The sequence below is a fragment of the Novosphingobium sp. TH158 genome, from assembly GCF_002855555.1.
Lineage (GTDB): Bacteria > Pseudomonadota > Alphaproteobacteria > Sphingomonadales > Sphingomonadaceae > Novosphingobium.
Genome location: NZ_PKRT01000001.1, coordinates 1,574,678 through 1,592,991 on the forward strand (window position 1 = coordinate 1,574,678; position 18,314 = coordinate 1,592,991).

The 18,314-nt window shown below is 61.1% G+C and carries 21 protein-coding genes; 7 read left to right on the forward strand and 14 right to left on the reverse strand.

Annotation, left to right across the window (positions count from 1 at the left end):
* Window positions 1-448: 448 nt before the first annotated feature.
* From C0V78_RS07760 to C0V78_RS07780, 6 genes are all read right to left on the reverse strand, one after another.
* Window positions 449-3,598, reverse strand: a complete 3,150-nt coding sequence (locus C0V78_RS07760; protein ID WP_101797194.1) for an efflux RND transporter permease subunit — start codon at window positions 3,596-3,598, stop codon at window positions 449-451.
* A gap of 17 nt (window positions 3,599-3,615) precedes the next feature.
* Entirely contained in the window at window positions 3,616-4,854 is a 1,239-nt protein-coding gene (locus C0V78_RS07765) for an efflux RND transporter periplasmic adaptor subunit (protein WP_101797195.1), read from the reverse strand.
* Complete coding sequence (locus C0V78_RS07770; RefSeq protein WP_101797196.1) at window positions 4,851-6,086, reverse strand: TolC family protein; 1,236 nt, start codon at window positions 6,084-6,086, stop codon at window positions 4,851-4,853. Before C0V78_RS07770 ends, C0V78_RS07765 begins: the two co-directional genes overlap by 4 nt.
* Window positions 6,087-6,150: 64 nt before the next feature.
* Entirely contained in the window at window positions 6,151-6,483 is a 333-nt protein-coding gene (locus C0V78_RS14755) for a hypothetical protein (protein ID WP_144039853.1), read from the reverse strand.
* A 40-nt stretch (window positions 6,484-6,523) separates the two neighbouring features.
* Entirely contained in the window at window positions 6,524-6,874 is a 351-nt protein-coding gene (locus C0V78_RS07775) for a DUF3703 domain-containing protein (protein WP_101797197.1), read from the reverse strand.
* Window positions 6,871-7,503 carry a cation transporter gene (locus tag C0V78_RS07780; protein ID WP_101797198.1) on the reverse strand — a complete coding sequence of 211 codons (633 nt, stop codon included), beginning with the start codon at window positions 7,501-7,503 and terminating at the stop codon, window positions 6,871-6,873. Before C0V78_RS07780 ends, C0V78_RS07775 begins: the two co-directional genes overlap by 4 nt.
* Before the next feature lie 69 nt (window positions 7,504-7,572).
* Here C0V78_RS07780 and C0V78_RS07785 point away from each other — a divergent pair, with 69 nt between their 5' ends.
* Entirely contained in the window at window positions 7,573-7,983 is a 411-nt protein-coding gene (locus C0V78_RS07785; protein WP_101797199.1) for a helix-turn-helix domain-containing protein, read from the forward strand.
* 150 nt (window positions 7,984-8,133) lie between these two features.
* Here C0V78_RS07785 and C0V78_RS07790 read toward each other — a convergent pair whose 3' ends face one another.
* The 3 genes from C0V78_RS07790 to copC are packed head-to-tail and all read right to left on the reverse strand — an operon-like array spanning window position 8,134 to window position 10,193.
* Window positions 8,134-8,829, reverse strand: coding sequence for a helix-turn-helix domain-containing protein (locus tag C0V78_RS07790; protein WP_101797200.1), 696 nt, complete (start codon window positions 8,827-8,829; stop codon window positions 8,134-8,136).
* Window positions 8,830-8,858: 29 nt separating this feature from the next.
* On the reverse strand, window positions 8,859-9,800 hold the full coding sequence (gene copD / locus C0V78_RS07795; protein ID WP_101797201.1) for a copper homeostasis membrane protein CopD: 942 nt from the start codon (window positions 9,798-9,800) through the stop codon (window positions 8,859-8,861).
* Window positions 9,801-9,803: 3 nt separating this feature from the next.
* On the reverse strand, window positions 9,804-10,193 hold the full coding sequence (gene copC / locus C0V78_RS07800; protein WP_101797202.1) for a copper homeostasis periplasmic binding protein CopC: 390 nt from the start codon (window positions 10,191-10,193) through the stop codon (window positions 9,804-9,806).
* A 116-nt stretch (window positions 10,194-10,309) separates the two neighbouring features.
* On the opposite strand from copC, the gene C0V78_RS07805 reads away from it, so the two are divergent.
* From C0V78_RS07805 to C0V78_RS07830, 6 genes are all read left to right on the forward strand, one after another.
* Entirely contained in the window at window positions 10,310-10,591 is a 282-nt protein-coding gene (locus C0V78_RS07805) for a hypothetical protein (protein ID WP_123155234.1), read from the forward strand.
* A gap of 2 nt (window positions 10,592-10,593) precedes the next feature.
* Entirely contained in the window at window positions 10,594-11,031 is a 438-nt protein-coding gene (locus C0V78_RS07810) for a periplasmic heavy metal sensor (protein WP_101797204.1), read from the forward strand.
* Window positions 11,028-11,612: an RNA polymerase sigma factor gene (locus C0V78_RS07815; protein ID WP_101797205.1), complete on the forward strand. Its 585-nt coding sequence runs from the start codon at window positions 11,028-11,030 to the stop codon at window positions 11,610-11,612. The genes C0V78_RS07810 and C0V78_RS07815 overlap by 4 nt, the downstream gene beginning before the upstream one ends.
* 42 nt (window positions 11,613-11,654) lie before the next feature.
* Window positions 11,655-12,140, forward strand: a complete 486-nt coding sequence (locus tag C0V78_RS07820; RefSeq protein ID WP_101797206.1) for a DUF305 domain-containing protein — start codon at window positions 11,655-11,657, stop codon at window positions 12,138-12,140.
* A 132-nt stretch (window positions 12,141-12,272) separates the two neighbouring features.
* Window positions 12,273-14,111 carry a copper resistance system multicopper oxidase gene (locus C0V78_RS07825; RefSeq protein ID WP_101797207.1) on the forward strand — a complete coding sequence of 613 codons (1,839 nt, stop codon included), beginning with the start codon at window positions 12,273-12,275 and terminating at the stop codon, window positions 14,109-14,111.
* The gene (locus tag C0V78_RS07830; RefSeq protein WP_101797208.1) at window positions 14,108-15,385 is read left to right on the forward strand and encodes a copper resistance protein B; all 1,278 of its coding nucleotides are present in this window, start codon (window positions 14,108-14,110) and stop codon (window positions 15,383-15,385) included. Before C0V78_RS07825 ends, C0V78_RS07830 begins: the two co-directional genes overlap by 4 nt.
* 254 nt (window positions 15,386-15,639) lie before the next feature.
* Here the strand turns inward: C0V78_RS07830 and C0V78_RS07835 are convergent, their stop codons facing one another.
* The 5 genes from C0V78_RS07835 to cydB are packed head-to-tail and all read right to left on the reverse strand — an operon-like array spanning window position 15,640 to window position 18,305.
* On the reverse strand, window positions 15,640-15,987 hold the full coding sequence (locus tag C0V78_RS07835; RefSeq protein ID WP_101798256.1) for a carboxymuconolactone decarboxylase family protein: 348 nt from the start codon (window positions 15,985-15,987) through the stop codon (window positions 15,640-15,642).
* A 57-nt stretch (window positions 15,988-16,044) separates the two neighbouring features.
* Window positions 16,045-16,440, reverse strand: coding sequence for a cupin domain-containing protein (locus tag C0V78_RS07840; protein ID WP_101797209.1), 396 nt, complete (start codon window positions 16,438-16,440; stop codon window positions 16,045-16,047).
* Between the two features lie 18 nt (window positions 16,441-16,458).
* Window positions 16,459-17,034 (reverse strand): DUF3365 domain-containing protein, encoded by a 576-nt coding sequence (locus tag C0V78_RS07845; RefSeq protein ID WP_101797210.1) that lies wholly within the window; start codon window positions 17,032-17,034, stop codon window positions 16,459-16,461.
* Window positions 17,034-17,144, reverse strand: coding sequence for a cytochrome bd-I oxidase subunit CydX (gene cydX / locus C0V78_RS07850; RefSeq protein ID WP_101797211.1), 111 nt, complete (start codon window positions 17,142-17,144; stop codon window positions 17,034-17,036). The genes C0V78_RS07845 and cydX overlap by 1 nt, the downstream gene beginning before the upstream one ends.
* A 12-nt stretch (window positions 17,145-17,156) precedes the next feature.
* Window positions 17,157-18,305 (reverse strand): cytochrome d ubiquinol oxidase subunit II, encoded by a 1,149-nt coding sequence (gene cydB, locus C0V78_RS07855; protein WP_101797212.1) that lies wholly within the window; start codon window positions 18,303-18,305, stop codon window positions 17,157-17,159.
* Between the last annotated feature and the right edge of the window lie 9 nt (window positions 18,306-18,314).

The following is an 18,314-nucleotide window of genomic DNA, read 5'->3' on the forward strand; positions in this document are numbered from 1 at the left end:
CTTTGGAGAATATCGGGCCGAAGAGAGCATATTTGCTCCGGTGCCACAGATGTGCGGTGGAGAGCCCTTGGCCTATAACCCTTGAAATGCACGGGATTTTTCGCGCCGAACCCAAGGAATATAATGATTCCAATGGGTTAAATGGCGGTGGGGAGGCGACTCGCATCCAACCTTCTCTGCAACATAATTTATGGATTACAATCTCATCAAGGCGCGTCCGATACCGCAGCGGTCGAGCCAAATTCTTGCGACGTCTCAGCCGGGCTGAATATTACGAAGCGCGCCGAACCTGAAGGCTTCTGCATGGGGCTGCCGGGGGTGCTGTTGCGTCACTCTACTCGCCGCTTTCGCGAGCACTGCAGGGTAGCTGGACACCACATTATGATCAGCTGCTCCGGGACCACGATGCCCGCATCATCCAACCCGACACGCTGATCAGCGAGTGCTTTCATGCCCCTCGAGTGACGCCTTCGACGACTTTGATCTCCGTTCCATCCTCGCGCCCATGTATTAGCCGATAGAGCGCCGGCAGCACCAGCAATGTGAGTATCGTCGAGGAAATGATCCCGCCGATCACGACAGTCGCGAGCGGCCGCTGCACTTCGGAACCGGCACCGACGTTCAGCGCCATCGGTACGAAGCCGAGCGATGCCACCAGAGCCGTCATCATCACCGGGCGCAGGCGTGTCAGCGCGCCCTCGCGCACCGCCTCCAGTGCTCCCAAGCCGCGTTCGCGCAGGTCGCGTATGAAGGACAGCATGACGACACCGTTGAGCACCGCAACACCCGACAAGGCGATGAACCCGATCCCGGCGGAGATCGACATCGGGATCCCGCGCAATGCCAGGGCCGCCAGCCCGCCAGTCAATGCGAGCGGCACGCCCGAGAAGACGATAGCCGCATCCTTCGTCGATCCGAACAGCGTGAACAGCAGCCCGAAGATCAACAGCAGCACAAGCGGCACGACCACCTGCAGCCGGGTCTTGGCCGACTGGAGCTGTTCGAAGGTGCCGCCGTATTCAACGTAGTAGCCGGGCGGCAGTTCGACTTCGGCGCCGACCTTCTCCCGCAGTTCGGTGATGAAGGATCCCAGATCCCGGCCGCGCACGTTGGCGGTGATCACGGCGCGGCGCTTGCCGTTCTCACGGCTGATCTGATTGGGTCCGGCCGAGATTGAGATGTCAGCCAGTTGTGACAGCGGTACTGTCCCGCCGGCCGCAAGCCGAACGGGCAGATTGCCGAGTGCCGGCAAGTCCGTCCGCAGCGCTTCGGGCAGGCGCACGACGACGGCAAAGCGCCGGTCGCCCTCGAACACCTCGCCCGCCTTGCGGCCGCCAGTTGCCGTGGCCACGGCATCCTGAACCTCGGCCATGCTGATGCCATAGCGTGCGAGCATGTCACGGCGCGGTGTTACCGAGAGCATCGGCAGGCCCGTGACCTGCTCGAGCTTCACATCCTCAGCCCCGGGGATAGACGCCGCCACGTCGTTGATGGCATCGCCGCTCTTGAGCAGCTGCTCGAGGTCGTCGCCGAACAGCTTGATCGCCACATCGGCGCGCACGCCCGCGATCAACTCGTTCATGCGCATCTGCACCGGCTGGGTGAACTCGTAGTTGTTCCCGGGAATCTCAGACACCGCCTTGTTCAGTTCGGCCAGAAGCTGGTCACGCGGCTTGCGCGGGTCGGGCCATTCGCTCCTGTCCTTGAGCATGATGAAATTGTCCGCGACCGATGGTGGCATGGGGTCGGTCGCGACATCGGCCGTACCGATCTTCGCAAAGACGCGCTCCACCTCCGGGAACTGCCGGATGCGTTTCTCCAGTGACTCCTGCATCTGCACTGCCTGGCCCAGGCTGGTGCCCGGTATACGCAGCGCGTGCATCGCGATGTCGCCTTCATCGAGATTGGGAATGAACTCCGACCCAAGCCGTGTTGCTCCCGCAGCGCTGAGGGTGACAAGCAGGACGGCGAAGGCAACAGCGAGCTTCGGCCGAGCCAAGGCCTTGTCGAGGAGCGGCGCGTACCGCTCGCTCATCCAGCGCATGACACGATTTTCCTTTTCCTCCACCTTGCCGGTGACGAAGAGGGCAACGGCAGCGGGCACAAGCGTCAGCGAGAGGATCAGCGCCGCCGTCAGGGCCAGCACGACAGTGATCGCCATGGGATGGAAGGTTTTGCCTTCGATGCCTTCAAGCGCGAAGATCGGCAGATACACCGCGGTAATGATGACTATGCCGAAGATCGAGGGTCGGATGACTTCCGCGCTCGCCTTAGCCACGAGGCCGAACCGCTCGTCGCGATCGAGCAAGCGGCCCATCCGGTGCTGGGCTTCGCCCAATCGTCGCAGGCAGTTCTCGACGATGATGACCGCTCCGTCGACGATCAGTCCGAAGTCAAGCGCGCCTAGGCTCATCAGGTTCGCGGAGGTTCGGGTCGCCAGCATGCCGGTCAGCGTCATGAGCATGGCGATCGGGATCACCGCAGCCGTGATCAGAGCCGCCCGGAAATTGCCGAGCAGCAGGAACAGGACCACAATCACGAGCAATGCACCCTCGGCGAGGTTCTTCTCGACAGTGGCGATCGTGCGATCGACCAGTTCGGTACGGTCATAAAGCGGGTGCGCCACCACGCCCGCGGGAAGCGATGCCGTCGCCTGTTTGAGCTTCTCCGCAGCAGCCTGGGCAACAAGCCGGGGGTTTTCGCCAGTCCGCATGAAGATCGTTCCGAGGACGATCTCCTTGCCATTCTCGGTTGCCGCGCCGGTGCGCAGTTCGGACCCAATCACGACATCGGCCACATCGCCGACACGTATCGGCACGCCGCCGCGCGTCGCAACGAGGATCTGCGAGAGGTCCGCTTCGTTGGCTGCCTGTCCTGGAACGCGGATCAGGATCTGCTCGCCGCCGCGCTCGACATAACCGGCGCCCCGGTTGGCGTTGTTGCGTTCCAGTGCCTCGACAAGATCGTTCAGAGACAGATTGAGCGCGGCCAACTGCGCCGGGTTGGGCGTGACATGGTATTGCCGTTCGTAGCCGCCGATGGTGTTCACCTCGGCCACGCCGGGAATGGTGCGCATCTGCGGCCGCACCACCCAATCGGACAGGGTCCTGAGATCGGTTGCCGTCCAGGGACTGCCATCGGGTTTGGTTGCGCCGGGCTTTGGTTCGATCGCGAACATGAAGATTTCGCCGAGCCCGGTGGCGATCGGCCCCATTTCCGGCTCGATCCCGGCCGGCAGTTGCGACCTAACCGCTTGCAGGCGCTCGTTGACCTGCTGGCGGGCGAAATAGGTGTCGGTGCCGTCCTCGAACACCACCGTGACCTGGCTCAGCCCATAGCGCGAGATCGAGCGCGTGTAGGAAAGACCCGGAACGCCGGCGATCGCCGTCTCGATGGGAAATGTGATGCGCTGCTCGGATTCGAGCGGGGAATAGCCTTCGGCCTCCGTGTTGATCTGGACCTGGACGTTAGTGATGTCGGGTACGGCGTCGATGGGCAGCTTGGTCGCGCTCCACACGCCGATGGCAGATAAAAGGGCGACAACCGCGAGGACGAACCAGCGCTGGCGAATGGAAAAGCCGATGATGCGGGCAAGCATGGCGCTATCTCTCCCGCTCAATGATCATGGCTCGCGCCCGACTTCTCGATGTCGGCGCGGATGAGGAAGGAGCCCTTGGCGGCATAAGGCGTGCCCGGCTTGATGCCGCTCAGCACTTCGGTCCACTCGGGCGATGAGCGCCCCAGCTCGAGCATGCGAACTTCGTAGTCCTGACCGAAATTGGCAAAGACGACCTTGAAGTCGCGGAACGGCTGGATGGCTTCGGTTCGCACGGCCAGTGGCACGGTAACCGCATTCACAACTACCTTGCCGCGCAGCGCCATGCCAGCGCGCAGCCGCCCCGCCCGATTGGGGACAGAGGTCCGGACCAGCGCCGTTCCAGCCTCGGCATTGCCTTCGGGCAAGTAGCCCCCGAGCTGGCTTGCCGCGACGGGCGTGCCGTCCATGGCTTCGATTTCCACCCGCATGCCGGGCTGGATCACCGCCAGATCCTTGGGGAAGATGTTGAAGACGACCGAGGTCCGGGCCGGGTCGGTGATGACATAGAGCGCACGGTCGCCAGTTACATCTCCGGGGTTGGCGTTACGCTCGGCGACCACTCCGCTGACGGTCGCATAGACGGGATAGACTTGCAGGCTCTCACTCGACTCGATGCGCGCCAGCAATTGTCCCCGCTGGACAAAGTCGCCCACGGCTTTGGTCACGCTCACCACGCGGCCCGGAAACTGCCCACGGATTTCCGAACGGGCCGATGGGTCGAGTGCAACGGTGCCGAACAGCTCGCGTGTCTCGCCGATCGTCGCCGGCCCTGCGGTCATTATCTCGATGCCGCCCGCCTTGGCCGCCTCTGCCGTGATATGCGTGCGGCCTTCGGGACTGGCGTATTTCCAGACGTGCCGCTTGCCGTTTTCGACCGCGACCACCTCGACGTCGAAGCTGTGGGGTTCCTCGACCACGCCCTGCCCGGCAAGGAACTTGCCTTCGGGCTTGAAGGCAAAGGTGTTGACCTCGCCCCCCAGTCGCCGGAGCGTCATGGACAGTTGCACGGACCCCGGATCGACCGGTTCGCCGCCGCGCGTGGCATAGACCCTGAACTGCGGTTCCTGCCCGGTTTCAAACACCGTGACCTCAACGGCAAAATCGCCATCCTTCAGGAGGCGCCCGCCGTTGGGGCCTTTCTCGGCTTCGGCTCCCTCCTCGCCATGTTCTGTGGGTGCCGGATCGGAACCGCAGGCGGCAAGCGGGATGGCGAGTGCGAGTGCCGCGATGACGGCGGTAAAACGAATGTTTCTCATTGTACTTCCTCCCCGGCGACGACGTCGAAGCGTCCAGTCAGCCGGTCGATCTGGGACAGGATGTCGCGGTAGCGGGTCATTGCCTCGACCCACTGCGACTGAACCTCGATGATGGCGTCGGCACCGTCCTGCACATCGCTGAAACGGAAACCGCCGCGATTGTAGCCTTCGCGGACCTGCTGGAGTGTGCGGACCGCCTGGGGATAGACATCCTGCATGATCCCGTCGGCGCGCATCCGGGCGGCATCAGCCTCGGCCCTGAGCGAGGCCAACTGGCGCAGGCGGTCAAGGCGGGCCGCTTCGGCCAGCAGTTCGATTCGTTGCCGCTCGGCCTGCGCGCGCTCGATGTTGCCCCGATTGCGGTCGAAACGGCCCAGCGGGATCGAGATCCCGGCCACCAGTGCGACATCGCCCGTCTCGCGCAGATGCCGCACGCCGCCGCTCACCGTGTAATCCTGCACGCCGCGCGTCTGTTCGACCACGACCGCCGCCTGCGCCCGTTCCACCGTGGCAGATGCAAGCGCACTGTCGGCCGCGGCCAACTGGTGTAGGTGATCGTCCGGCTTCTCAATCCCGCGCGGCACCTCGACGTCTTCTGCCTTGCCGCCCCAGAACGAGGCCAGCCTCGCGCGAGCGGCATTGCGGCGGGACCGGGCCTCGTCGAGCGCAAGCCGTGCCTGGGCGACACGGGCTTCGGCGCGGGTTTCGACGAAGAGTGGATCCTTGTAGCCGCGTACCCGGCGCAGGGCTTCGGTCTGCATGGCGCGCTCGGTTTCGAGGCGTCGTTCGGCAAGCCAGACAACTTCCTCGGCGATCTGCAGGTCGATGAATGTGCGTTGCACCGCCTCGGCAAGGTCAAGCCGGACAAGGCGCGCCGAAGCCTCCGCGACACCGATGTCACGTTCGGCATAGGCGATCCGCGCATCGCGCTTGCCCCCGCGTTCGATGGTCTGGGTATAAGTGACGGTCGTCTCGGCCTGCCGATAGACGTCATAGGCGCCGGTGCCGGCGATGTTTTCGGCCTCGACCGACAGGACGGGATTGGAACGAACATCGGCCTGGCTGCGCCCCGCCCTTGCAGACCGGATGCCTGCCTCCTGGGCCTGGATCGCGGGCGATGCCGCAATGGCGCGGCGGACGGCCTCGTCCAGACTTACGGGTTCCGCGCTTGCCGCTACGGGCGAGGCCAGCGCCAATCCGGCCAACAGGCCGGCGCGCAATGTCAATGACATGGGATAACTCCTGAAACGCTTGCAAATTGCGGGCGAAGAAAGACGCCCGCCAAAGTGGCAGGTTTCAGGCTAGCGGGGGTTCGATCGGTGGTGCCGAGGCTCGCGACAGGAGAGCTGTGACCTCGCCCGGACGGAGCATGTCGCGGCTCGCATAGGGTCTGTCTACATTCTGTCCGCATTCGACCATCATCGCTGCCGGGCAATGGTGATGATGATAGATTTCCTGCGACGGATCCGATGAAGAATCGTCGGATAAATCTTCGTGGGCGTCAGCATGGTGCGCATCAGCCACAAGAACTGTGGCCTGACCGTGGTCGTCATGGGCTGCCGCAGGCGCATGAAAACCGGCGCAAAGCACCGAGAACAGAATCAGGAACTGGAGAACAATACCCCTCATTGTCCCCACCTAGCAGAGCAATAGAGCCACAGCAAACGCATCACTTGCACTGTTCCTGGCCCAGAACATGACGAAGCTCGTCAGGGATCGGCATGGGCACGAAGGCGCTGACCGATGTTCGACCAGTGTTCCCCAGAGGAATGCGGCCCAGCAGCGCGCCGACGGGTGCAAGCATCAGACGCAGAACTTGTCCGCGCGCTTCGCGCCATTCGCGCCGGGAAATGGCAAAGATCAGCATGACGGCATGGGCATGGAGGTGGAGCCGCAGGATCTGCTGAGAAAGGATATGCGCGCGTTCCAGATAGTGCCAGGCATCGGCCGCGTCCTGGCCAGCCCTCGCTTGCCGGAAAGCACCGATCTCCGCCCAATATGCGGTTTCGAGCTGCTTCATACCGGAACCCCTCTTGCCGCAAGTTCATATCGAGCCTGCCGAACCACCTGCCATCCACCTTGAAGCCCGAGAAGCGCCATGATGAGCGCGACGACGAGGTCGGGGAGGCCGCTGCCCGTCCACAGCACCACGAAGCCCGCGCCAATCACCAGCAGGTTGTTGATCGCATCGTTGCGCGAGCAGACCCAGACCGATCGCATGTTGGCGTCACCCGACCGGAAACGATAGAGCATCAGCGCCACCGAGACGTTCGTCACCAGCGCGAGAGCGCCGACGCCTGTCATCGCCCAGGGATCGGGCTGGGATCCAGCAACAAGGCCCCAGACCGCTGAGACCATCACCCCGAGTGCAAAAGCGAGAATGGTCAGACCTTTGACCAGCGCGGTTCGTGCCCGCCAGACAAGCGCCATTCCGGCGACGCCAAGGCTGATCGCATAGTTCGCGGCATCACCCAGAAAATCGAGCGCGTCAGCCTGGAGCGAGCGGGATCCCGATGCGGCACCCGCGATGATCTCGACGAAAAACATCACGCTGTTGACGACGAGCGCGATCCACAACGCCCTGCGCCACGCAGGATCATTGCGCGCGGTGTCGTCACTGCAGGAACTGGCGCAGCAACTGTCCGCCATGGCCGAAACTCCTTGGTTCGTTCGAGTCGGCCCTCTATATGCACCCTGTAGCAACTACAGGGTCAAGCGATGAAAATTGGAGAACTTGCGAACGCGACGGCGACCAAAGTCGAGACTGTCCGCTTCTATGAACGTATAGGCCTGCTCGCGCCGCCTGCCCGGACATCGGCAAATTATCGCAGCTACGGCAGTTCGCACCTGGCGAGACTGTCGTTCATCAGGCGCGCCCGGGGCTTGGGCTTCGCGTTAGATGCTGTCCGCGAGTTGCTGCGGTTGGCCGACGAGCCGGACCGGCCCTGCGCCGATATCGACGCTATCGCCTCTGCGAAGATTGAGGAGATCGACACCAAGATTGCCGATCTGAAGCGCTTGCGAGAGGAACTCTCTCGGGTGGTTTCGGCCTGCGAAACCGGGACGGTTCGCTCGTGCAGCGTCGTTGAAGCGCTTGCGCCAAGCGGCTGGAATCACCAGGCAGATTGACAATCGCAACGGCCGCGCCCGCGACAAAGAACAGAAAATAGGTGGGGGCATAAAGGACGCGGAAAAGGGTCATGGAAGCACTCCAAAAACATCTTGGCCGCTTTATGACTTACAAGAAGGGGTCGGTCTTGAACGTTTCGCTGATGCACGTCAGCGGATCACCAAAATTTCGAGCTGCGCCAGCCCAAGCGAGGGTGTGACCCCGAACCACTCGACAAGCCGACGCGTAAAATGGGCCTGATCCGAAAATCCCCCGGCAGCCGCTGCGTCCGCCAGATTGCGGGTTTGTCGAAGCGCATCAATCGCGTGTTGCAACTGGAGCCACTGGAGCAATTTGGCTGTTGGGACGCCGAAATCGCGAATGGCAAGTTCGCGCAGCCGGGTCGTCGAGAGCCCGAGCGCTTGTGCCAGCTTGGAGGGGCTGGTCCCGGGTACAATCTCGCTCAACGCGGCATGAAGCCTGCCATCGATCGGGCTGGACGAGGAGCTCTTGTTTACGAAAGCGCCTATCCACTGCTTGGCCATTTCACCGCTAGTGATCGCTTCGAGGGCCGCGGCTTCCTTCGGGTTCAGTTGTTTTGGCACAGGCGTTTGGATCAGGTCGCGCAAGCCATCGAAAAGAGGGTCGACATAGATGGTTCGGACAGGCGCGCCCGCCGGGGTCAGGCAGTGCTGTATACCTGCCGGGATGATTGCGGCTTCGCCACGGGCCAGTCGTAACGGGTGTGGTCCCCCGATCGCGCAGTCAACCTCGAGCGCGAGGCTGACCTGATGCGCCACATGGCTGTGCAGCCGGTTCTCGCCAGTATGCGCATCAAGGATCGCCCAGCCCAAGCCGAGCGTCATACGTCCCAACCAAGGGGTTCCTTTTCGGCTCAATGCATCGTCATGCCGGCAGGCGGTTCGAGCTGGCCCAGCCAAGCCACAAGGCCAAGGATCAGCAATGCCGCCGCACCTTCCATGGCCATTGATTTGCGCAAAGCGGTTACCGCGTCGACAGTGTCGCCCATTTCAAGGCCAATTCCGAGCTGCGGCGTCAGGCGCCAGCGGTTCTGCGCCGCAAGCGCAAGCATGAGCCCGACAAGCCCGACTTTTCCGAGCAAAAGCTGGCCGTAGGTTGTCGTGAAAAGCAAGGCGAGCCGCTCGGGGCCGACCAGGATGAAGCTGTTGATCAGCCCGGTGACGATAATCAGCGCGACGGAGACGGTGCCAACCCTGGCAAAATGATCGAGCGATCGGTGTGCTGTTTTCAGTCTGTCACCCCACAGACCATCGGCAGGTGCACGAAGCATCACCGCGAAAGCGGCAATGCCGCCCAGCCACAACGCGGCCGCGATCATATGGACAATATCGCTCACGCGGTGGAGCGCCCCGACGGTCCCCTCGGTGGCACCCGCATGCCCCGTCCAGACGAGCGATGCCAGCGCGATGCAGGCAAGCAGGCCAATGCTCGCGGAGAGCGCAGTCAGTGTCAATTTGTCAGTAAGGCATAACAACAGAGCTATGATGAGCGCGCCAACGCGCACGAGTCCTGCGGCGCCGATCTCGGTTTCCGTCACCAGCATCCAGATCATCTCGGCGCGGACCGACACTATGCTCACGCCATCCATCGCGGCAGCGACCATGAGCATTCCGATGACAGACGCAATGGTGCCGAGCAATGTGATGACCCGGAATAGGATGCGTGCATCGAATGCGACATCGCGCTCACGCTCTATCCGGTTGAGCGCGTACAGGTTGAATGCAGCGAGGCCGACGGTCGCCATCAGGATCGCAAATAGTGCGAGCCTGATGGCGACAAGAAGCGGATCAGCCACAGATTATTTGACCGTGAAGGAAAATTCGCTCCCCATACGGTGCGTGTCTGCACCCGCTGCCGACCATGTGACCTTGTATGTTCCGGGAACTAGTGCCGTTTTCGGCATTAGCATCATCGATTTTCCATCCTTGCCCATCATCGAGCTGAAGGCGATCTTCATTGGCGCATGGTCTTTCATCCCGGGCATGCCTGTCATCAGCAGTTCAGTCTTCATGGTCGATGCTATGATTTTTTCGTTGAAGATCAGGTTGATCGACTTGACGTTGGCCTTCGAAACTGTGGCGTTTGCAGCCGGCGTCGAGGACACAAGTTTCGCATGAGCGAACGCCATGCCTGGGATGGAAGCCAGTGCAAGGCCGGCAAGAGTGAAAGCAAGGGCAGGTCTACGCATGTTAAGTCTCCAATAAATTGCGTTCGGTGATACATACGCATGTGATCGCCTTGCCCCTCACGGCGAAACGGAATGAGGGATGTTTTGCGCCGGCGCGTATAGCAGGAGGAACGGATTTGAATGAGGACATGATGGAAGACTTGCTGAAACAATTGAGGCGCGCACCTCCGTCGGGCTTGCTCGAGGGCTTTGATGATCGCGTGATGGCGACACTCGCAGTGCGCAAGCGCGAGGTCAGCGGCGCGCAGCGCTTAATGGCGCTTGCTGCTATGGTGTCGCTCGGTGGAGGGGCCTTTGCCGGCATGGCTATGGGCGAACCCGTCCAAGCGGCTCGCCCCTTGTCGCCCTTTGCGCCTATGACCGCTTTGGCACCATCGGCCCTGCTGGATCCGCGCTGATCATGGGGTCTCGGCGGATATTGCTCATTGCGCTCATTGCATTTGCCTCCGCGATCGCTGGCGTGTTTGTCGGGCGTCTCATTTCTGAGCAGCCCAGGGCAAATGAAACCGAGCTTCACGCTGTGTTGCACAAGACGCTTAAGTTGACCCCGCAGCAACATGGCAAGATCGACGCGATCGAAGCGCGCTACGCGGTTCGGCGAAAGGCGCTCGAGTTCGAGATGCGGGCCGCAAATGCACGATTGGCGGAAGCGATTGAGGAGGAACATGGCTACGGTCCCAAGGTCACCGCCGCAATCGACCACAGTCATACGGTCATGGGAGCACTGCAAAAGGAGACCCTGGAACATCTTTTCGCCATGCGAGAGGTCCTGAATCCCGAACAGGCGAAAATGTTCGACAGCACCGTGGTCAAAGCCCTGACCGCCGATGCGCGGTGACGCTCGACCTTTCGCAATGTGACGATCAGGAACTGGCGAGCCTTGCCGTCGCTGGTCAGGGCCAGGCGTTTCGCGAATTGATGCGCCGCTATAGAGACCCGCTCTACCGGCTGATCCGGAACAATGTCGGCGATCCGGAAGAGGCGACCGATTTGCTGCAGGAAAGCTTTGTTTCGGCGTTTGCGGCCATTCATCGTTATGACGCCGAGCGCCCTTTCCGATTCTGGCTGTCGCGCATAGCCTTGAACAAATGCCGTGACTGGGCGCGCAGGCGCGCGGTTCGCTCGTTCTTCTCTTTCGCGCGCCCGATCGAAGCCGACGAGGATTTTCAAAGCGAGGCTCCGGGGCCGGGCCGCGAAGCCGAAAGCCGCGCAGAACTTGCTCGCGTCGAGAAGGCCATTGCCGCCTTGCCGCACCCGTTACGTGAAGTGCTGACGCTGCGCACGATCGAAGAACACAGCCAGGCAGAGGCTGCCGCGATCTTGGGGGTCAGCGAGAAAACTGTCGAAACAAGACTTTACCGCGCGCGCGCGCAACTGAAGGCGCAGCTGGCGGGAACTTTAGAGAATGCCGAGTCTTAGCCGTGAGCACATTCCCATGAATCTGGCTTATTGGAGCAAATAATGGCAACGCGTCATCATCAACCATCGCCCGAGCATGCCGACCACGAGGATACGCCAGCGGAACGCAAGAGCGGCAACAGCTATTTGACGCTCAGCTTCGAACTCGCTGCCGACTTTCTCGTGATGTTCTTCGTGATGTACGCGATGATCGCCACGCTCGATCATTTCTACTTCAACATCGGCAATGTCTACATGACGATGATGATGGTCGCGCCGATGGCGCTTCTGATGCTTGTTTTCATGCGCCATATGTTCCGCTCGAAGCGGGGAAATCTCCTCGTCACGGTCATCGCGATTGCCATTTTCGCCGCAGGGTGGATCGGCATGCGGACCCAGGCCGGAGTAGGCGACGCGCAATTTGTTCGCTCGATGATTCCTCACCATTCGGGCGCGATATTGATGTGCCGCGAGGCGAAGCTATCCGACCCTGAGCTGGTGCAGCTATGCCGCGACATCATTGCGGCGCAGGACCGCGAAATCGGTTAGATGAAACGCATTCTTGAGCGACTTTAGCGTGAGGACCTGGACCCGTCGCAGAAAGATGGTTTTGATATGAGGGGAAGATGACCGCGCTGCGTATACTCAGGTGATAAGCCTTATTTTCAAACCGGACGAATTATGAACATCGACAGACGAAAATTCATCGGCACGGCTGCCGTTGGCGGAACTGCGGCAGCCTTTGCGAGCTGGGTTCCGGCTTGGGCGCAACCGGTTTCCGGAGGGATCACTGCCCCGCTTCCGACAGTTTCGGGGACCGATATCAGTCTGCGGATCGCCCGCCAGACCATGCGCGTCGATGGCAAGGTAAGCCGCGCCATCGGCATCAACGGCACGGTCCCGGCACCACTGATCCGGTTGCGCGAAGGGCAAAATGTTCGCTTGTCGGTCACGAATGATCTCGATGAGGATAGCTCGATTCATTGGCATGGCCTCATCTTGCCGTTTCAGATGGATGGAGTGCCGGGTGTCAGCTTTCCCGGGATCAAGCCGCGTTCGACCTTCGTCTATGAGTTCCCGGTGATTCAGTCGGGGACCTACTGGTATCACAGCCATTCGGGCTTGCAGGAACAGCTCGGCCATTATGGGCCGATTGTCATCGATCCCAAAGGTACGGACCCGATTGCCTACGATCGTGAGCATGTCGTTGTGCTTTCCGATCATAGCCAGCTCTCGCCCGAAGCGATCTTTCGCAAGCTGAAGGTCAATCCCGGGCACTTCAACATGCAAAAGCAGACGCTTGGCGGTCTGCTGGCAGGCAAGGATCAACCGCTCAAAGAGCGGATCGATTGGGGCAAGATGCGAATGGATCCGACCGACATCGCCGATGTCAACGGATCGACCTATACTTTCCTTGTCAACGGCTATGGCCCCAAGGACAATTGGACAGCATTGTTTACGCCCGGCGAGCGGGTGCGGCTGCGGATCATCAACGCCGCCGCCATGTCGATATTCAATGTGCGCATCCCTGGGCTGCGGCTCACGATCGTGCAGGCCGACGGTCTCAATGTGCGTCCGGTCGAGGTCGACGAATTCCAGATCGGGGTTGCCGAAACCTATGACGTGATCGTGACGCCGACCGACGATCGCGCCTATACGCTGGTGGCCGAAGCGAATGATCGTTCGGGCATGGGCCGCGCCACATTGGCGCCGCGCGCCGGCATGTCCGCACAAGTGCCACCATTGCGCGAACGACCGCTGGCGACGATGAAAGACATGGGCATGGGCGACATGGACATGTCCGGCGGTGCCACAGCGGGAGCGGACCATTCGGGCATGGCGATGGGTGCGATCGCGGCCGATTGCTCGCCCGAGCATGCCAAAATGGGCCATTGTACACCGTCTGATGCGGCAGCGCCTGCAGTCGACCATAGCGCGATGGGCCATGGTGCGGGCGGCATGAGCCATAGCATGCGCGATTTCAGCGTGGCACCGCAGGTCAAAAGGGACCCGAGCGTTCAGACCATCTCGCCGATGCCTGTCGACCGCATGGGCGAGCCGGGGCAGGGCCTCGAGAATGTTGGCCACAAGGTGATGACCTATCATGATCTGGTAGCGCTCGACCGAAATCCCGATGTGCGCGCACCCGAACGCTCGCTCGACATTCACCTGACCGGCAACATGGAGCGCTTCATGTGGTCGTTCGACGGGATCAAGATGTCGGACTATCACGAACCCATCCCCTTCATTGAGGGCGAGCGTGTCCGGATCAATCTCATCAACGATTCGATGATGAGCCACCCGATCCATTTGCATGGCCATTTCTTCGAACTGGTGACGGGGAAAGGCGATTATGCACCAAGAAAGCATACGGTGCTCGTCCAGCCCGGCGGCAAGGCGAGTTTCGATTTCACAGCCGACGCGCTAGGCGACTGGGCGTTCCACTGCCATTTGCTGTATCACATGCACGCCGGGATGATGCGCGTTGTCAGCGTCCGGCCACGGGGAGAAGCGCAATGAGCGTTTCTCGCCTGCTGCTCGCCAGCGCTGCCGTGCTCGCATTCAACGCGCCCGCCTTCGCGCAGTCGGTGCAGGGCATGGACCATTCTTCGATGCCCGGTATGCAGAAGCCAAAAAAACCCGCGAGTAAGCCTGCAAAGCCGGTCGTCAAGGCGCCGCCTGCCCCATCGCGCCCGTCGCCCCAGCCTGTCGGTGATCCGGACGCTATGCAAAACATGGATCATAGCTCAATGCCGGGAATGACCGACCGGTCTGGAGAGCAAGGCGCGCAATCCGACTGCCCGCCCGAGCACGCGAAGATGGGGCATTGCACACCTGCAAACGACCCGAATGCAGAGGAGAAATCGCCGCCGGAACCGGCGAGAGGACATGATGCTATGCCGGGCATGACCATGGGGGGGAGTTCGCCAGCCTCAACTGTCGCCGACCCTGACTGCCCTCCGGAACATGCGAAAATGGGCCATTGCACGCCCAAAGCAGCGGTCTCGCCTGAAATGAATAAGGACGGGGCCGCGACAGGCACCAATCTCGAGCCGGGCAACGCCCCAGCGCCCGCGCCGCCGTCGGACTGGTATGCTGACCGCATTTTCCCGCAGGAAGAGATGGCGCGGGCGCGCGATGCTATGATGAAGGAGAGCGGCGGTACGACGTTCCGCTACCTCTCTTTCGATCTGGCGGAATATGTCGTCCACAAGGGCAAGGACAGTTACCGCTGGGAGGGCGAAGCCTGGTTTGGGGGCGACATAAATCGTTTTGTGTTCAAATATGAAGGAGAGGGCGAGTTTGGAGGCCCGCTCGACGACTTGGAACTGTCCGGGCTGTATTCGCGCGCTGTCTCCCCTTATTGGAACCTTCAGGCAGGCATTCGCTATGACCTGAAGCCAGACCCTTCGCGCACCTATGCCGTGGTCGGTGTCGAGGGACTTGCACCCTATTGGTTCAAGGTTTCTGCAGCCGCCTTTCTTTCGAACAAAGGTGAATTGCGCGGGCGTCTCGAAGGATATTATGACCAACGCATCACGCAAAAACTGATATTGCAGCCGCGGTTGGAGGCAAATCTGTCGGCGCAAACGATCCGCGAGCTCGGCGTGGGGGCCGGCCTGTCAAATCTGGAGCTTGGCGCGCGCCTGCGCTATGAAATCAAGAAGGAATTCGCGCCCTATATCGGATTTGAGTGGGTCCGGCAGTTTGACGAGTCAGCTCGTTTCACCCGTGCCAACGGCGGGCAGGTATCTGATCCGCACTTTGTGATGGGTGTGCGTGTCTGGTTCTGAGGCGTCAGTGAAAGGAACGGGGTAGTATATGCCTATGGCGCGTCGCCTCCACCGGTACTATTTGGAACATCTCGCAGGCTACAACCGCATCAGCGGGTCCAATGTGCCGTTGGGCATGCGGCTGCCTGGTTCTGGTCGGTCGGCATTTGTGAAACTGCGCTGGGCAGTTCGTTGAAATTCGAAGAACTGGCGCCGCATTTTGTGGCGCCAGTTTTTGGCTGTATCAATTTGGCATGAATAACTTCGGGACCGCGCTAGTCCTTGCAAGAAAATTGATCAAATGCCTCAACTGCTTGCGCAGCATACATAAGGCTTGGACCGGCACCCATATAGAGCGCCATGCCCATGACCTCCATCACTTCCTCCCGAGTTGCTCCGTGCTTCACTGCCGCCTGCGAATGAAATGCAACGCAACCATCGCAACGGATAGCAACAGATATTGCAAGTGCGATTAGCTCTTTCGTTTTGGTATTGAGCACACCATCTTCCGTGGCGGCCTTAGCCATAGCCGAGAAAGCTTTCGTTACCTCAGGTGAGCCAAGTCGCACCTCTTTTATGGCGGAAGAGAGCTCACTTGCCATTGCGTTCCAGTCTTTGTGCATCGCTTTTCCCCTGATCAGGACTTCCATCATCGAATAAAGCTATAAATACGAGAGGCCTTACTCGGTCGTGCGCCCATCAAAGTGTTTGTGATCGACAGCAGCGGCGGCACAGGTTTTGTGGACCGTGCCATCAATGTGCTCTGGCGGACCATAGATAGTGTAGAGCCGCAACGGCTCCTTTCCCGTGCTGATCACGTTGTGGCGCGCGCCCTGTGGGACAACTACGCCGTCATCAGCGCTGACTTTGTTGCAGACGCCGTCGATCCAGATTTCGCCTTCGCCGCCTTCTATGCGAAAAAACTGGTCACGATCGTCGTGGACTTCCTCGCCGATCTCTTCACCGGGCTGGATGGCCATGAGGACCAGCTGGAGATTGTGGCCGGTGTAAAGCACACGCCGAAAATCGTCGTTCTCTTCCGTAAGCTTCTCGATGTTGTCGACAAAGCCCTTCATGCCATCTGCTCCTATCCGTTATTGTGCATCTTCTGCGATTGGCCAGCTTATCGCGATTGCTCCGCGCAAGTCGCCCGGCTTGAACCCGGTCGCCCGATCAAACGGGTAGAGTTCCGCTAACCTTTCACTCACATCGGGCGCGATATTAGTGCCGTGGCAGGCGGCGCAGGGCTGCTCCTTCATCGGAATCGCGCGCATATAATGCGCTTTGGCACCAGAACCCGAACCGCTGGTCCACTGCAGCGTTGACGGTTTCCCATCTGCGGTCAAAGGTGCGGCTGCCAGCTGCTCCAACCGCTTGCGCATTTCACCATCCGGCGCTGCGGCAGGGTTGCGCTCCTTCAGCGCGATCCGACGCACCTCGGCCCCGCTTTCCTTAGACAGGCTGGCGGCGATGGCCGGTGCTGCCTGCTGGCATACACCGATAGCGCCCACCGGGCCGCCGGCTTTCATCGCCTCCTGCAACTGTCCCTGAAGATCAGCCTGAAAGCGGTCGACCAGCGCTGCCGACTTGGCTGAAACATCCACCGGTTGCGGCGCAGGTGCCGCACATCCGGCGAGCCCCAGGGCCGCGCCGGCGAACATCAGGCGCATCACAAGTTAGGGTCCTCATCCAGTGGCGACTGGAATTCATGCCACATCCCGTTGATGATACCAAAGGCGAGCGCCAGGCCGAGCCCCAAGATCCATGCGAAATACCACATCGTTTTGGCTCCTTAATAGAAGTCGGGGTTAGTGCGCACGTCGCGCAGGGTCACCCGGCCGAACAGGACCTTCATCACCCAGGCGGTGTAGGTCAGAACCAGCGGCAGGAAGATCACCGTCACGATCAGCATGATCCACAGCGTCAGGTGGCTGGACGAGGCGTTCCACGCTGTCAGGCTCGATTGCGGATCGATCGAACTGGGCAGGATGAAGGGGAACATCGACAGGCCGACCGTGGCGATGATGCCGACAGTGGCCAGCGACGATCCGGCCAAGTGCAGCACATGGCTGTGGTGGCGGATACCCAGCAGCGCAACAAGCGGTCCGACCAGGCCCAGAATGGGCGCAATCACCATCCAGGGATAGCGACCGTAATTGTCAATCCACGCACCCGGAGCGGCCACGGTCTTGATGAACAGGGGGTTGGAGGGACCATTCGGATCGACCACGCCTTCCAGCCGGAAGCCCATCGCGCCATTGGCAACCCACAGGCCGCCGGCCGCAAACAGGATGACGCTGGCGATGGCTGCCACGCTGCCGATCCGCCGGGCACGGTCCAGCACGGCCCCCCGCTCGATCTTGACCGAGAGGAAGCCGGCGCCATGCATCACCACCATCGCGACCGAAAGCAGCCCGGTCATCAGCGCAAAGGGCGAGAACAGGCCCAGCAGCGAGCCCTCGTAGAAACTACGCAAGTCGCTATCGAGCCGGAACGGCGCGCCCTGCAGCACGTTGCCCACTGCCACGCCGAACACCAGCGCGGGCACGAAGCCTCCGATGAACAGCGCCCAGTCCCAGCGACTGCGCCAGGCGGCGTCCGGGCGCTTGGACCGGTACTTGAACGCCACGGGGCGCAGGATCAGGGCCGACAGCACCAGGAACATGGCGAGGTAAAAGCCGGAAAAGCTGACCGCATAGACGAACGGCCAGGCCGCAAAGATCGCCCCGCCGCCCAGGATGAACCAAACCTGGTGGCCTTCCCAGTGCGGCGCGATGGCGTTGATCGCCATGCGGCGTTCCTCGTCCGTCTTGCCGATGAAGGGCATCAGTGAGGCCACGCCGAGGTCATATCCATCAGTCAGTGCAAAGCCAATCAGCAAGGTGCCCATCAGACCCCACCAGATTACCCGGAGGGTTTCGTAGTCGAGAGGGATTTCCATTTCGTGTTC

Bases quoted from the DNA above. Each gene is read 5' to 3' on its own strand.
- C0V78_RS07760 (WP_101797194.1), bottom strand. From the start codon at position 3,598: ATGCTTGCCCGCATCATCGGCTTTTCCATTCGCCAGCGCTGGTTCGTC.
- C0V78_RS07765 (WP_101797195.1), bottom strand. From the start codon at position 4,854: ATGAGAAACATTCGTTTTACCGCCGTCATCGCGGCACTCGCACTCGCC.
- C0V78_RS07770 (WP_101797196.1), bottom strand. From the start codon at position 6,086: ATGTCATTGACATTGCGCGCCGGCCTGTTGGCCGGATTGGCGCTGGCC.
- C0V78_RS14755 (WP_144039853.1), bottom strand. From the start codon at position 6,483: ATGAGGGGTATTGTTCTCCAGTTCCTGATTCTGTTCTCGGTGCTTTGC.
- C0V78_RS07775 (WP_101797197.1), bottom strand. From the start codon at position 6,874: ATGAAGCAGCTCGAAACCGCATATTGGGCGGAGATCGGTGCTTTCCGG.
- C0V78_RS07780 (WP_101797198.1), bottom strand. From the start codon at position 7,503: ATGGCGGACAGTTGCTGCGCCAGTTCCTGCAGTGACGACACCGCGCGC.
- C0V78_RS07785 (WP_101797199.1), top strand. From the start codon at position 7,573: ATGAAAATTGGAGAACTTGCGAACGCGACGGCGACCAAAGTCGAGACT.
- C0V78_RS07790 (WP_101797200.1), bottom strand. From the start codon at position 8,829: ATGACGCTCGGCTTGGGCTGGGCGATCCTTGATGCGCATACTGGCGAG.
- copC (WP_101797202.1), bottom strand. From the start codon at position 10,193: ATGCGTAGACCTGCCCTTGCTTTCACTCTTGCCGGCCTTGCACTGGCT.
- C0V78_RS07810 (WP_101797204.1), top strand. From the start codon at position 10,594: ATGGGGTCTCGGCGGATATTGCTCATTGCGCTCATTGCATTTGCCTCC.
- C0V78_RS07820 (WP_101797206.1), top strand. From the start codon at position 11,655: ATGGCAACGCGTCATCATCAACCATCGCCCGAGCATGCCGACCACGAG.
- C0V78_RS07825 (WP_101797207.1), top strand. From the start codon at position 12,273: ATGAACATCGACAGACGAAAATTCATCGGCACGGCTGCCGTTGGCGGA.
- C0V78_RS07830 (WP_101797208.1), top strand. From the start codon at position 14,108: ATGAGCGTTTCTCGCCTGCTGCTCGCCAGCGCTGCCGTGCTCGCATTC.
- C0V78_RS07835 (WP_101798256.1), bottom strand. From the start codon at position 15,987: ATGCACAAAGACTGGAACGCAATGGCAAGTGAGCTCTCTTCCGCCATA.
- C0V78_RS07840 (WP_101797209.1), bottom strand. From the start codon at position 16,440: ATGAAGGGCTTTGTCGACAACATCGAGAAGCTTACGGAAGAGAACGAC.
- C0V78_RS07845 (WP_101797210.1), bottom strand. From the start codon at position 17,034: ATGCGCCTGATGTTCGCCGGCGCGGCCCTGGGGCTCGCCGGATGTGCG.
- cydX (WP_101797211.1), bottom strand. From the start codon at position 17,144: ATGTGGTATTTCGCATGGATCTTGGGGCTCGGCCTGGCGCTCGCCTTT.
- cydB (WP_101797212.1), bottom strand. From the start codon at position 18,305: ATGGAAATCCCTCTCGACTACGAAACCCTCCGGGTAATCTGGTGGGGT.